At 36.0% G+C, this 13,241-nt stretch carries 14 protein-coding genes; 10 read left to right on the plus strand and 4 right to left on the minus strand.

The window, feature by feature from the left end; translation table 11 throughout:
- The first annotated feature begins 178 nt into the window (after positions 1 to 178).
- The 10 genes from Q5W13_RS01470 (at position 179) to Q5W13_RS01515 (ending at position 10,312) form a co-directional block, all read left to right on the plus strand.
- Complete coding sequence (locus tag Q5W13_RS01470; RefSeq protein ID WP_304445130.1) at positions 179 to 1,780, plus strand: oleate hydratase; 1,602 nt, start codon at positions 179 to 181, stop codon at positions 1,778 to 1,780.
- Positions 1,781 to 1,944: 164 nt separating this feature from the next.
- Positions 1,945 to 3,888 (plus strand): oleate hydratase, encoded by a 1,944-nt coding sequence (locus Q5W13_RS01475; RefSeq protein ID WP_304445131.1) that lies wholly within the window; start codon positions 1,945 to 1,947, stop codon positions 3,886 to 3,888.
- 306 nt (positions 3,889 to 4,194) lie between these two features.
- Entirely contained in the window at positions 4,195 to 4,671 is a 477-nt protein-coding gene (locus Q5W13_RS01480; RefSeq protein WP_304445132.1) for a Dps family protein, read from the plus strand.
- 21 nt (positions 4,672 to 4,692) lie between these two features.
- Positions 4,693 to 4,983 (plus strand): hypothetical protein, encoded by a 291-nt coding sequence (locus tag Q5W13_RS01485; RefSeq protein ID WP_304445133.1) that lies wholly within the window; start codon positions 4,693 to 4,695, stop codon positions 4,981 to 4,983.
- Positions 4,984 to 5,003: 20 nt separating this feature from the next.
- Positions 5,004 to 5,399, plus strand: a complete 396-nt coding sequence (locus Q5W13_RS01490) for an Lcl C-terminal domain-containing protein (protein ID WP_304445134.1) — start codon at positions 5,004 to 5,006, stop codon at positions 5,397 to 5,399.
- Positions 5,386 to 5,973 (plus strand): Lcl C-terminal domain-containing protein, encoded by a 588-nt coding sequence (locus tag Q5W13_RS01495; RefSeq protein ID WP_304445135.1) that lies wholly within the window; start codon positions 5,386 to 5,388, stop codon positions 5,971 to 5,973. The genes Q5W13_RS01490 and Q5W13_RS01495 overlap by 14 nt, the downstream gene beginning before the upstream one ends.
- A 186-nt stretch (positions 5,974 to 6,159) precedes the next feature.
- Positions 6,160 to 6,915, plus strand: coding sequence for a carbohydrate-binding domain-containing protein (locus Q5W13_RS01500; RefSeq protein WP_304445136.1), 756 nt, complete (start codon positions 6,160 to 6,162; stop codon positions 6,913 to 6,915).
- A complete protein-coding gene (locus Q5W13_RS01505) occupies positions 6,909 to 7,751 on the plus strand; it encodes a carbohydrate-binding domain-containing protein (protein ID WP_304446585.1) in 843 nt (280 codons plus the stop codon). Before Q5W13_RS01500 ends, Q5W13_RS01505 begins: the two co-directional genes overlap by 7 nt.
- A gap of 47 nt (positions 7,752 to 7,798) precedes the next feature.
- Positions 7,799 to 9,046 carry an Lcl C-terminal domain-containing protein gene (locus tag Q5W13_RS01510; RefSeq protein ID WP_304445137.1) on the plus strand — a complete coding sequence of 416 codons (1,248 nt, stop codon included), beginning with the start codon at positions 7,799 to 7,801 and terminating at the stop codon, positions 9,044 to 9,046.
- A 39-nt stretch (positions 9,047 to 9,085) separates the two neighbouring features.
- On the plus strand, positions 9,086 to 10,312 hold the full coding sequence (locus Q5W13_RS01515) for an Lcl C-terminal domain-containing protein (RefSeq protein ID WP_304445138.1): 1,227 nt from the start codon (positions 9,086 to 9,088) through the stop codon (positions 10,310 to 10,312).
- 286 nt (positions 10,313 to 10,598) lie between these two features.
- On the opposite strand, the gene Q5W13_RS01520 is transcribed toward Q5W13_RS01515, so the two are convergent.
- The 4 genes from Q5W13_RS01520 to Q5W13_RS01535 all read right to left on the minus strand — a co-directional run bounded on the left by Q5W13_RS01520 (position 10,599) and on the right by Q5W13_RS01535 (position 13,085).
- The gene (locus Q5W13_RS01520) at positions 10,599 to 10,964 is read right to left on the minus strand and encodes a hypothetical protein (RefSeq protein WP_304445139.1); all 366 of its coding nucleotides are present in this window, start codon (positions 10,962 to 10,964) and stop codon (positions 10,599 to 10,601) included.
- A 185-nt stretch (positions 10,965 to 11,149) separates the two neighbouring features.
- A complete protein-coding gene (locus tag Q5W13_RS01525) occupies positions 11,150 to 11,557 on the minus strand; it encodes a hypothetical protein (protein WP_155597199.1) in 408 nt (135 codons plus the stop codon).
- A gap of 86 nt (positions 11,558 to 11,643) precedes the next feature.
- Positions 11,644 to 12,414, minus strand: a complete 771-nt coding sequence (locus tag Q5W13_RS01530) for a sigma-70 RNA polymerase sigma factor region 4 domain-containing protein (protein WP_304445140.1) — start codon at positions 12,412 to 12,414, stop codon at positions 11,644 to 11,646.
- A 170-nt stretch (positions 12,415 to 12,584) separates the two neighbouring features.
- Positions 12,585 to 13,085, minus strand: coding sequence for a hypothetical protein (locus Q5W13_RS01535; RefSeq protein ID WP_304445141.1), 501 nt, complete (start codon positions 13,083 to 13,085; stop codon positions 12,585 to 12,587).
- Between the last annotated feature and the right edge of the window lie 156 nt (positions 13,086 to 13,241).

Raw genomic sequence — 13,241 nt, forward strand, 5'->3', positions numbered from 1 at the left:
AAGTAGGCTTTTGCTAGAATGCAATTGTAAACTTCAAACCCCTATTATAACTAAAAAACCGTACAAAATAATGTAGCTCTTAGATAGACCCGAAGACTTTAATCAGGCGATGATGATGCTGAAAAAACTTACTGGCCAACTACGAATTACGATAAATAATAATTTAAAATAATTTATTATGGATATTCAAAACAGTGACAGAAAAGCGTACTTCATTGGTGGTGGAATAGGATCACTTGCCGGAGCAGCATTTTTAATTCGTGATGGTGGAGTATCAGGCCGTAATATTACCATCTATGAAAGTTTGCCCGTCCTTGGTGGTAGCTTAGATGCTGGAGGAAATCCTGAGCAAGGATATACGCTGCGGGGTTCTCGTATGTTAACCTTAAACATTTATGAATGTACTTGGGCTTTGTTTAATACAATTCCATCACTTACCGACCCCAATACCTCTGTATACGAAGAAACTGTTGCGTTTAACGAACGCGTAAAATCTAACGCAAAAGCACGTCTTATTGATAAAAACCGAGCCATTGTTGATTCTTCTAAACTTGGTCTTACCATGGCCAACCGTACGGAGCTTCTTAGACTAAGCGAAGCAAGTGAAAAAAAATTAGGTAATAGTTCAATTTACGATTGGTTTACCCCTTCTTTTTTCGAAAGCAATTTCTGGTTTATGTGGCGAACAAGTTTTGCTTTCTCTCCTTGGCATAGTGCTGTTGAATTTAAACGTTACCTACACAGATTTATGCAGGAGTTTCCCAATGTTGAAACCATGACGGGAGTTAGACGTACAGTTTATAACCAGTATGACTCTATGATTCTTCCTTTGGAAGTCTGGCTTAAATCTCACGGTGTCACTTTTATGAGAGGCAGTACGGTTACTGATTTGGATACAGAATATGGTCTTGATCCAAAAACGGGAAGCGAAAAAGTAATTGTAAAAAACCTTGTTTACGAAAATGCCGGAAATAGCAAAACAATTGAAATTAAAGATGGTGATTTGGTATTCTATCAAAACGGTTCAATGACAGACGCTTCTAGTTATGGTTCCATGACAAGTGCTCCTAAATTCTATACAAAAGCAGATAGCCAAGGATGGACCTTATGGGAAAAACTAGCAAAAAAATATCCGGAATTCGGTAATCCTGCAGTATTCAATTCTAATATCGCAGAATCCTTTTGGGAATCTTTTACAGTAACATTAAAAGACACTGCCTTCTTTGATCAGATGGAGAAATTCTCTGGTAATAAAGCAGGAACAGGTAGTCAGGTAACTCTAAAAGACTCTAACTGGTTTATGAGCTTTTCACTAAACCAACAACCCCATTATAAAGATCAACCATCAGATGTGCAGGTATTCTTTACGTATGGCCTACATCCTGATCGTGTTGGAAATTTTGTAGGCAAACCTATGACAGAGTGTTCTGGAGAAGAGATTCTTAGAGAACTCGCTGGACACCTAAAATTCGATTATGATGTTGTATTTGCGAATGCTATTTGTATTCCTTGTAGAATGCCATATATCACAAGTATGTTCATGCCACGTTTAAAAACGGACAGACCCCTTCCGGTTCCTAAAAACTCAAAAAACTTAGCATTTATAAGTCAGTTTGTAGAAATTCCGGACGATGTGGTTTTCACAGTTGAATACTCTATTAGAGCAGCTCAAATGGCAGTTTATGAACTACTGGATATTGACCTTGAAATTCCACCAATAACCAAATTTGATAAAACGGTAAAAGTGGAAGTAGAAACGGTAATGAAAGCATTTCATTAAATATACTCACGGTCAACCTTAAGGAATTAATAAAAAAGAACATTTATTAAACAGGCAAATTAAGACTCTGCTCCGAAGCTTCGGAGGGGTCAGGATAGAAAAATAATGAAAGCAAACTTTTTATACCTAGCCTTAATTGCACAATGCTCAGAAAATTAGAAAACATGGGAAAAATAACAGAAAAATTCGACAAAGTATTAAATGCATCACCATTCCCCGGACATGTAGATCATGCTCCAGATGCTAGTAAAGAAGTAGTACGCAATTCTAAAGATCAACCCATGCCTTTTGCTGATCTTACAGGAAATTACCAACGTAATAAAGGTATACCTCCTAAATCTTTCAAAAACAGTAAGGTTTATATTGTTGGGACTGGTATTGCTGGTCTATCTGCTGCATATTACTTTATAAGAGATGGGCACGTACCTTATGGTAAAAATATAATTTTCCTTGACAAAATAGCAGTTGAAGGTGGTTCTTTAGATGGATCAGGAAATGCTAAAGATGGCTACCTAATAAGAGGCGGTAGAGAACTGGAAATGAACTATGAGAATCTATGGGATATTTTTCAAGATATTCCTGCTTTAGAAATGCCAGCACCTTATAGTGTTTTAGACGAATTTCGTTTATTAAATGATAACGACCCCAATTATTCAAAAGCTAGATTAATTCATAATAACGGGGAAGTACTGGATTTTAGTAAATTTAATTTAAACAAACTAGATCAATTAGCTGTTGTAAAACTTTTACTAAAAAAGAAAGAAGAGCTAGATGATGTTACCGTCGAAAGTTATTTTAGTGACTCATTTTTTAAAAGTAATTTTTGGACACTATTTCGTACCATGTTCGCTTTTGAAAACTGGCACAGTCTACTAGAGTGCAAATTATATATGCACCGATTTTTACACCGTATTGACGGTTTTAATGATCTATCATGCTTGGTATTTCCAAAATACAATCAGCATGATACCTTTGTAAAACCTTTAACAGAACATTTAAAATCTAAAGGGGTTAAAATTCAGTTCAACACCTTCGTTAAAGATTTAGATGTACAGATAAATACAGAAGGTAAAGTCGTTAAAGGTATAATTACCCAACAAGAAGATAAGGAAGTAACGATCCCTGTAACCGAAAACGATTTTGTAATTGTTACCACAGGGTCTATGACAGAAGACACTCGTTATGGCGATAATACAAATGCACCAATTGAAGGAATTGATAGTATTAAAAGTGGTGAAAGTGACGGATGGCAGTTATGGAAAAACTTAGCAACAAAATCTACTGAATTTGGTAAACCTGAAAAGTTCTACAGTTCTGTTGAAAAATCTTCTTGGGAATCTGCAACATTAACATGTCGCCCATCAGCTTTCACCGAAAAAATAAAAGAATACTGTGTAAACGACCCCTATTCTGGAAAATCGGCAACCGGAGGGATTGTTACTATAACAGACTCTAACTGGTTAATGAGTTTTACCATTAATCGCCAACCACACTTTCCTGAACAACCAGATGATATTCTGGTGATATGGGTGTATGCTTTATTTATGGATAAAGACGGTAACTATAGTAAAAAACCAATGCCACAATGCACAGGTAATGAGGTATTAGCTGAGTTATGTTTTCATATTGGTTTAGAAGATCAAATTGATACTATCATTAAAAATACTATTGTTAAAACCAGTTTCATGCCATACATAACCTCAATGTTTATGCCTAGAGCAGCAGGAGACAGACCAGAAGTTGTACCAAATGGTTCTAAAAATTTAGGTCTTGTAGGGCAGTTTGTAGAAACACATAATGATGTAGTGTTTACCGTAGACGCTTCGATTAGAACTGCTAGAATAGCTGTTTATAAATTGTTGAACCTTAACAAGCAAGTGCCCGATATTGCTGCTGGTCAGTATGATATTCGTCAACTATTAAAGGCTGCTAAGGCATTAAACGATTACAAACCTTTTTATGGAGAAAGTGTTCTAAAACGTGTACTTAAAAACACTTACTTTGAACATATTTTACCTGAAGGAGTAGAGGACGAAGAGCAACATGATTCTTTTCTTTATGAACAGTTAGATAAAATTAAAGGGTGGGCAAAAGAGCTAACCCATTAACTTTTTAAAGGGTTTTGGTCATATTAAAAAACAGAAAAATCATTGACCAGTATTACGCTTCTTTTTACACTATTTATATTTAAAAAATACAGATTTAGCAACTTTAGTTATTTGCTAACCTGTATTTTTTTTATTCTTAAACGTCTACAAATAGGGGTGTCACAGAGTTTTTCGGCTTCTATATTTTTCCTGTGCATCTTACCTTGGTTATAAAGTTTTCTTAAAAATTCTCTACATGATTTGAATCAGTTTAATAGCTTTTGAATCATAATATCTTTGAAGAAATATTAATCAATATCTACAAAAATGAAAACACCGAACATAGGAATTTCAGCAGAAAACAGACAAGCTATTGCTGATCAGTTATCAAAAATATTAGCAGATGAATTTGTACTCTACTCAAAGACTCTAAACTTCCATTGGAACGTAGAAGGACCCGATTTTCATTCGGTACACCTTTATCTAGAAACTTTGTATGAAGAGCAACAAGAGGTGGTTGATACCGTAGCTGAAAAAATACGTGCATTGGGTCATTATGTGCCAGCAACATTAAAAGACTATTCTCAATTGACACATCTTACCGAAAAAACAAAAGGCGGCAATGATAGCCAAAGCATATTCGCAGAATTATTAGAAGACCACGAAAGCATTATCATTTTTCTACGAGAAGAAATAAAACCAATTTCAGACAAATGGCAGGCTGAAGGTATTAGTGATTATGTTACTGGGTTAATGGAACAACATGAGAAAACTGCTTGGATGCTACGTTCACATTTAGCATAATTTAAATTAAACAGATCCATTATGAAACAGATTGTAAAACCTAAAAAAAAGACATCAATCGTATTCGGGTTTTGTTGTGTTCTCATAGTCATTGTTTTGTTATTGAGCTCTGGTAAAAACTCAAGGATTAATAGTACGGTACAAAATGACAAGAGTAATTTAGATTACCCTATTGTTGGTACAAATCAGAGTAAATTCTACGACAACAGTACTGAAATTAAAGCACCAGCTATTGGTGATGATTTTTATGGGCAAAATGCAAATTACCTGGTAATAACCCTAAATACAAAGATAATGACGATGGTACGGTAACTGATTTAGTTACGGGTTTAATGTGGCAGCAGAGCCCCGACACAAACGGCGATGGAAAAATTACGGCAAGTGATAAAATGACTTATAAAGAGGCAGCTGCTGGTGCTGCTTCTCTCAAATTAGGTGGCTATACAGATTGGCGATTGCCTACCATTAAAGAACAATTTTCTTTGATAGTTTTTAGTGGTGTTGACCCTAGCGGTTATAATTCAAAATCATTAGACGGATTAATTCCTTTTATAGATACCGATTATTTCAAATTCGCTTACGGAGACACTAGTGCAAGAGAACGCATTATAGATTCTCAATATGCTAGTTCTAACATGTATGTGGGCGGAGATTTGTTATTCGGTGTCAATTTTGCCGATGGTCGTATAAAAGGTTACGGATTAAAGATGCCATTTGGTCCTTGGTGATAAAACGTTTTTTGTAACCTATGTAAGAGGGAACAAGAATTACGGTATCAATAATTTTGAAGATAACGGCGATGGCACCATCTCAGATAAGGCTACCGGTCTTATGTGGATGCAAAACGACAACCAAAAAGGCATCTTATGGCAAGAAGCATTAAACTATGCCGAAAACTATGAATTTGCAGGGTATTCTGATTGGCGGTTGCCCGACGTGAAAGAGTTACAGAGTATCGTTGATTATTCCCGTTCCCCTAACACTTCAGAATCCGCCGCAATAGACCCACTTTTTAATTGTTCTGAAATCCTAAATGAAGCTGGTCAAAAAGACTACCCTTTTTATTGGTCTAGTACAACACATTCCAACTGGTCTACTGAGGCAAAAGGTAGAAACGCATCTTATGTTTCTTTTGGTAGGGCCATGGGATATATGGATGGTAAATGGATGGATGTACACGGAGCAGGCGCGCAGCGTAGTGACCCAAAAATTGGTGACCCTAAAGATTGGCCCAAAGGTCACGGCCCTCAAGGTGATGCGCAAAGAATCAATAATTATGTACGGTTGGTTAGAGATTTATAATAATAACTCAACTAATGCAAGCCATGATTAACCTATGTAATACATACAAGTATACAATTTTCGAAAAATAATAAAAACAGAAATAGATTATAACATCTAGTTTACAGAGAACTAAAGGGCATTCACTGAAAGCTCAAAATTGCAATTAAATTATTACTAATATTTATACTATAAAGATAAAGAACGATGAAAAATATAATAATTAAAAAGAATATCAATTTACTCCTTATTGCATTAGCATTTAGCGCTTCAATATTAACTTTTAGTTCATGTAGCGATGATGATGAAGATACTGTAACGGTAGATGAAGAAGTAGTTGATGATGACACTTCTATTACCATAACAAACACAAACACCTCTGGAACGGCTGAAGGAGATACCGATAATACAGGTGCGGATGAAGATGATTTAGTAGAAAATGCAACTTTTGAAAATACCGTACAAATTGTATTTTCTAACGCTTCGGCTTCAATTACAAACCCTGTTCCTGATGATGTGGTTATTACACAAGATGGTGCCGATGTTACTATTAATTCCACTATTTCAGAAGTGGCTTACGAAGTATCAGGCACAACAACAGATGGTATGCTAAAAATATACAGTGATAAGAAATTCAAATTATCGTTAAGTGATTTAAGTATCGCGAATACTGATGGTCCTGCCATAAACATCCAATCTTCTAAAACCATTTTTGTTGTTTTGGAAGGTACAAATAGCCTGACAGATGCATCAACTTACAGTAATATTCCTGATGATGAAGATGCAAAAGCAACATTTTTTAGCGAAGGACAATTGGTTTTTAGCGGTTCAGGAGCACTTAACGTTGCAGGAAACTACAAGCACGGTATCGCAAGTGATGATTATATTAGGGTAATTAGTGGAACAATCACAGTTACAGAAGCAGCTCTGATGCCATACACACCAACGATTACATTATTGTAGACGGAGGTACGCTTAATTTAACAGCAGATAGCGATGCAATGGATTGTGAAGAAGGCTATATTATTATCAACGACGGAACCTTTACTATTAATGCAATTGATGATGGAATTGCAGCTTCGTATGACATTGACGACGAGGAAGAACCCGATGATTCCATTACGCCTTATGTAACAATTAATGGAGGTGATTTTGAAATAACTACTTCAGAAGGCGAAGGCATAGAAGCAAAAGGAACAATGACCATTAATGACGGTACAATTAACATCAATTCATACGATGATGGTCTTAATGCAGGTGATGATATATATATTAATGGAGGAAATATTTATGTTTACGCCACGCTTAATGATGCCATTGATAGTAACGGAGGAATTACCGTTACAGGTGGTACGACCATTGCCATAGCAGTTCGTACAGATGAGCCCGATGGTAGTTTTGATTGTGATGATAATACATTTAAAATAACTGGAGGAACAATCTTAGGGTTAGCACTAAATACTTCATTCCCTACAGAGAGCGAAAGCACACAAAACTCAGTAATCTTTGATGGTGTTAATGCAAATCAGTTATTGAACATACAATCAGAAGATGGTACGGAAGCCCTTACTTATGAAGTACCCTATAGCGTAAATACAATTATTTATTCCAACGCAAAATTAGAAACAGATCAAACGTATACTATCTATACCGGAGGAAGTGTAAGCAATGGCACTGAAGTTAATGGATTATATACTTCTGGAACTTATAGCGGAGGAACAGACTCAGGTGATTCATTTACAATAAGTAGCACGGTTACGCAAATTGGAGGAGAAATGGGACCTACAGGAGAACCATAAGGTGAAGGCGGTCCAGGAGGTAATTAACTTTTTAAAAGACAAAAATTATGAAAAATTTAGCAACAATAAAAACGGCAAATTTGCTAAGTATGTTCATCATATTGTTTTCAGCATTGGCATTTGTTACAAGTTGTAGTGATGATGATAATGATGAAATTACTGAAGCGACAACGGATGATGATAATACGGATGATGACACTACGTCTGATATTGAATTAATTATAAATGATTATCTCCAAATAGCTACTGGTCAGGTTACCCTTTATGATAATGATGGCGAAGTTTTGAGTAGTGTTAACGAAGGTGAAGATTTTTATGGGCAGGATGCGACATACTTAAAAGGAGCCGCCATGTCCTATACTGATAACGGAGATGGTACTGTAACTGATAATAACACTGGTTTAATGTGGCAACAGGTTCCTTCTACCGAAAATTATACTTGGTCCGATGCAGGAACGTATTGTGATGATTTAGAGTTTGCGGACTATGATGATTGGCGAATGCCAACAGCAAAGGAATTGTTCTCAATTAGTGACTTTGAGTCAGGATGGCCATATTTAGATACCGATTTTTTTACCTTGGCAAGTGGCGAAGTTACCAAAGATGAGCAATACTGGGTCAATAACCATTATGTAGGCGTAACGGTAGAAGGCGGAAGCGATGCTGCATTCGGTGTAAACCACGTTACCGGACATATTAAAGCATATTCTGCATCAGCATCTGGTCCCATTGGCGGAAAATACGTAAGAGCGGTTCGCGGAGGAGATTATGGCACGAACGATTATACAGATAATGGAGATGGAACTATTTCCGACAACAATTCTGGATTAATGTGGGCACAAGACGATGATGGTGTTACTTTAGACTGGGAAGATGCTCTAGCATACGCCGAGAGTTCTAATAAAGCAACTTATACAGATTGGCGTTTACCAAATGTAAAAGAGCTTCAAAGTATTGTAGATTATTCTTATTCGCCTACCGCAACCGATAGTGAAAATGTTGGTCCGGCCATTGACCCCTTGTTTTCATGTACACAATTATCTAGTGACGTTCAAGAAGCTGGTTATGATGATGACTATGGATATTACTGGACAGGTACTTCTGCCCCATTTACCAGTGGAGAACCATATTATTATGCATGGTATGTAGCATTTGGTAGAGCTGTAAATGATGAAGGTGAGGATTTTCATGGTGCCGGTGCTGTCAGATTTGATACCAAAGATGAAGATGGACCAGCTGGTGAGGATGCAGAACGGTATTACAATTACATACGTCTTGTTAGAGATATAAACTAGTATTTAAAACTAAAGCGTGCTTAAACAAAAAAGAACAGCATGAAAAAAGTAATATTCATTATTATTCTGATTGGTTGCACAATTAATGGTTGTAAAAATAAGGAGACCAAGAAATCTGAAATCGCTATTTCGAGGGATAGTCTGAAAACTAACAACTATGTACAGATTGCAACAGGACAGTACACTTTGTATGACAATGATGGAAATGTGCTTGATGCTATCTCTGAAAGTGATTCTCTTTATGGTCAAGATGCAAATTATTTGAAAGGCGAAAAAATGTCCTTTACCAAAAATGGGAATGGTACTATTACAGATAATAACTCAGGGCTCATGTGGCAAGAAATTCCCACTTCAGAGGGCTTTAATTGGCAAGACGCAAAAGAGTATTGCGAAAACTTAGAGCTAGGTGGTTATGATGATTGGCGAATGCCTTCTGCAAAAGAATTATTCTCCATTAGTAATTTTAATTCTGGATGGCCGTATTTAGATACCAATTATTTTTCCCTTGTCAACAATGAAGAGGTAGATAAAAGTGAACAATACTGGTCTAGCAATACATATGTTGGTCACACAGAAGAAGGTGGTTACAATGCTGCTTTTGGTGTAAACCATGCTACAGGACATATAAAGGCCTACCCGGCAGCTGCGCCAGATAAGGAGAAAGACCATAAAGGTCCGCCACCAAATCGCCAACCTCCTCCAGGACAAGGGGAACCTCCTGAAAATGGAAGACCTCCCCAAAATGGAGAAAGACCCACAGGCAACCCACTACTGAAGCATGTGCGTGCAGTTAGAGGTACTGTTTATGGAATAAATAATTTTACCGATAATAAAGACGGAACTATTTCTGATAACGCTACAGGTCTTATGTGGACACAAGGAGATAGCGGAAAAGGTCTAAATTGGAAAGATGCTTTGGTTTATGCCAAAAATACTAACATAGCTGACTATACCGATTGGCGTTTGCCCAATGTAAAAGAATTGCAAGGTATTGTAGACTACTCTTTTGCACCTAATGCCAAAGACAGTAAAAATAAAGGTCCAGCTATTGACCCTATATTCACTTGTACACCGATTTCTAATGAAGCCGGCACTGATGATTTTGGTTATTATTGGACCGGCACTTCTGCGCATTTTAGAAGTGGAGAGCCTTATTTTTACGCCTATGGTATGTTGCTTTTGGTATGGCGGTTAACAACGAAGGAAAAGATTTTCATGGTGCCGGTGCCGTACGGTTCGATACCAAATACGAAGGCGGAAATTTAGGTGAAGGCGGTGAACGTACATACAATTATGTTCGCCTCGTTAGAAATATTAATTAACAATAGCCTCTGATTTTTAGTTACTAAAAAAGCAGAGGCTATTGTTTTTATTTTAGTTTTTTAATGCGATGTCTTACTCTAGCTTAACATTGAAATTTCTGCCGATAGAGTTTTAGAAATTACCTTTCCCTAACTCCACCAATTATTTACTGGAAAAACGCTAAGGTCTTCAACTATTTAAAAATATAAGCTACAAGAAGAATTCTTTTTAGCTTGTGTAAAGCTATTTTCTAATGGGTATAACCACCCTCTAAAAAGTGTTCTAATACTTTAATCTGCCACTCTCCTACCGAAGATATTTTAGTTTCTGCATTTAATAAAACAAGACCATAGCCCAGGCGAGACAATTTACAATCACTTATAACCTCATCAGCAATACTGCTAAAAACAGGTCTGAAATGCTCTTGCAGATTCATCTTAGAAGACTTGGCCACATTCATAGCTTTCGCTACCGCAGAGCTAATTTGCTTTGGTGATAGTCCTTTATACAATAAATCGCTAGCAAAGAAATGCATACGCAAACCGTAGTAAAGATCCATGAAGTTGTTAATGCTGTCTGCGGTTTGGTTTTCTTGCTTATAAATAGAGACTTGCATAATAATATTTGTTTAGAACATTTTATAGTTTGAATTAAAAATAAACAAGCCGAGATCAATTTTTTCAAGAACTTCTTTTCTCAATATTTGACTCGGCTTGTTCTGGTAAATAGCGTAAATAGCTCACGCTACATTTGCTTAGAGAGATCAAATCCCCACAATCTTTATATCTCTAAGCTAAAAAGTTAAAGACTTTTTACATACCCAAAAACCATCTTTTTGAACTGACGAAAGTTATTTGTAAAACCTTCCATCCTTTGTTTAAGTTGGCGGTGTTTATCTCTATAGTCGGCATCGGCCAAACCTTTTTCACCTAATTCTAAACGAGACAGTAATTTTTCATGCTCTATTATATCATTCTCTAAATAATCGAACAATTCTTTATGTACGGTATCTAGATTTTCAAGTATTTGGCCGTAGGCTGTTTGTGCAGCATCATTGGTCTTTCTTTTCTCTATTAAATCAGCAAAAAATCTAGTCTCGTCTTTATAAAAGGCAATGTTGCTCAACCATTCCTCACTTTCAAAATGAAGAACGTCTAACCCGGCACCTATTAATAATTCCGTTTTTGGATTCAACGTTTCTGTTTTCATAATGTACTATTTAAATTTGTTGTTTTATAAACTACCTAGCTCAACTGAGCTGGGATTTTACAGCTATTTGATAGTAACGTATCAATTTATTTTCCTATCTCATACCTATTGAAAAAACTAGCCTCAAGGCTCTTACGGGCATTATCTAAAAGCACTTTTACCTCGCCTATACTTTGATTACGGATCATGGCTATTTGACTAATAGAAAATTCATATTCCGTAGCTAATTCAAACACGGTTCGCATTGGCTTTGGCAAATAATGCAAGACCATGGCCGTATGTTTTTTGATGCTCTCTTTGTCCAAGTCCTTATCAATCTTATCCATCAGCTCTTTTTTATCGTCTTCGATAAAAACATGGCTCAATATGTAATCATTCTTTGGGTATGACATATCATCAAGCTCATCTATCATAACTAAATCGCCACCACCATCTGTACTAAATTTTTCTTCCATCTCATCCCATTCCGGACGGGAATAATCATCAATATTTTTCAAAAAATAATCATCAAAGTCTTCATCTAGTATGGTGTTCTCTAAAAGTTCATCTGCTTTTTTAAACAACCAAGGATGCAAATCATCTTCACTTCTAACCTCTTCAAAATGATCAAAGACTACAATAAAGAGTTGATCAATAAAATCATCTACCTTATACTTTCCTTTTGGAAGGTTTCCTTTAGTTAGTGCAGTTGCCAATCTTTTGGTTACGTAATGTTTTACCTGACTTAAGTCTTTCAATAATAAATTATTGAATAAGGACTTATCACCCTCCTTTTTAAAGTGTTTTAAATCTGAAAACGTACTTGCTACAAATACATTAAATTCCTTTTTACTTTCATAATATTCAAGAGTGTCCATGTTGTGTGCTTTAGATTAAAATACGATATAAAAATGCGTATATATGAGGTAGATTACTATGACCTAGGTCAGCCGTTCCAAAATAAAACCGATTTAGACCTTAAGATTTTCTCTGAAAAATCTAATCAATAACCAGCCGTACTACCTTCTTATAATGCTAAGTATATTTGTTAATTACCCAATTTATCTTCTAGTTGATTTCCTAATTGATTTTCCAATTTCTGAATATCCGAACGGTTTCCTCTGGCAACCAGTAAATACGTTTTATCTTTTAATTTACTAATGCTAGCAATGGCATCTTTTTCAGTTATTCCAAAACCCCTCAATATTCCATATGGGCCTCCAGAAAGTTCTCCTATACCTCTATTGCCCACAGAATTAAGAAAAGTCTCTACCAAGAATCCGGCTACAAATAAGCGGCCTAACTCAGGGTTGTAAAAAGTGTCAAAAGCGGTATTTAGCCCTAGCAACTCTCTGAAGAAAAGTCTTAATTGGTTTTCTATAGTTTTCAACTCTTTACTATCATTTATGTAATCTTCTCCAAGATTTCCGATTACCGATACGGCCATTTTATCAAAATTTGTTTGGCGAACGGTTTTTAAAGCATTTTCCAAATCCGAAACCTGTTTATACGGTTTTAGAAAAATCTGTTTTTGTTCTGTTTTTGACATGTCCATTTTAATAAAAATTTAGAGATAGCTACGTTTGGTCGGAAGCATTCTCTAGGGTAAAATTACAAGTAGATATTTTCAATACTACTGACCTAGGTCATGAAGTCAAAAAATTAACTTAGGTAAATTTGTTGTACAGATTTAATACTAATTAAA

Source organism: Zobellia laminariae, assembly GCF_030553095.1.
GTDB classification, from domain to species: domain Bacteria; phylum Bacteroidota; class Bacteroidia; order Flavobacteriales; family Flavobacteriaceae; genus Zobellia; species Zobellia laminariae.

What these genes read in the sequence shown, in the direction of transcription:
- Q5W13_RS01525 (WP_155597199.1), bottom strand. Translation starts at nt 11,557, where the DNA reads ATGAAAACAGAAACGTTGAATCCAAAAACGGAATTATTAATAGGTGCC.
- Q5W13_RS01500 (WP_304445136.1), top strand. Translation starts at nt 6,160, where the DNA reads ATGAAAAATATAATAATTAAAAAGAATATCAATTTACTCCTTATTGCA.
- Q5W13_RS01470 (WP_304445130.1), top strand. Translation starts at nt 179, where the DNA reads ATGGATATTCAAAACAGTGACAGAAAAGCGTACTTCATTGGTGGTGGA.
- Q5W13_RS01475 (WP_304445131.1), top strand. Translation starts at nt 1,945, where the DNA reads ATGGGAAAAATAACAGAAAAATTCGACAAAGTATTAAATGCATCACCA.
- Q5W13_RS01515 (WP_304445138.1), top strand. Translation starts at nt 9,086, where the DNA reads ATGAAAAAAGTAATATTCATTATTATTCTGATTGGTTGCACAATTAAT.
- Q5W13_RS01485 (WP_304445133.1), top strand. Translation starts at nt 4,693, where the DNA reads ATGAAACAGATTGTAAAACCTAAAAAAAAGACATCAATCGTATTCGGG.
- Q5W13_RS01480 (WP_304445132.1), top strand. Translation starts at nt 4,195, where the DNA reads ATGAAAACACCGAACATAGGAATTTCAGCAGAAAACAGACAAGCTATT.
- Q5W13_RS01490 (WP_304445134.1), top strand. Translation starts at nt 5,004, where the DNA reads ATGTGGCAGCAGAGCCCCGACACAAACGGCGATGGAAAAATTACGGCA.
- Q5W13_RS01510 (WP_304445137.1), top strand. Translation starts at nt 7,799, where the DNA reads ATGAAAAATTTAGCAACAATAAAAACGGCAAATTTGCTAAGTATGTTC.
- Q5W13_RS01535 (WP_304445141.1), bottom strand. Translation starts at nt 13,085, where the DNA reads ATGTCAAAAACAGAACAAAAACAGATTTTTCTAAAACCGTATAAACAG.
- Q5W13_RS01530 (WP_304445140.1), bottom strand. Translation starts at nt 12,414, where the DNA reads ATGGACACTCTTGAATATTATGAAAGTAAAAAGGAATTTAATGTATTT.
- Q5W13_RS01520 (WP_304445139.1), bottom strand. Translation starts at nt 10,964, where the DNA reads ATGCAAGTCTCTATTTATAAGCAAGAAAACCAAACCGCAGACAGCATT.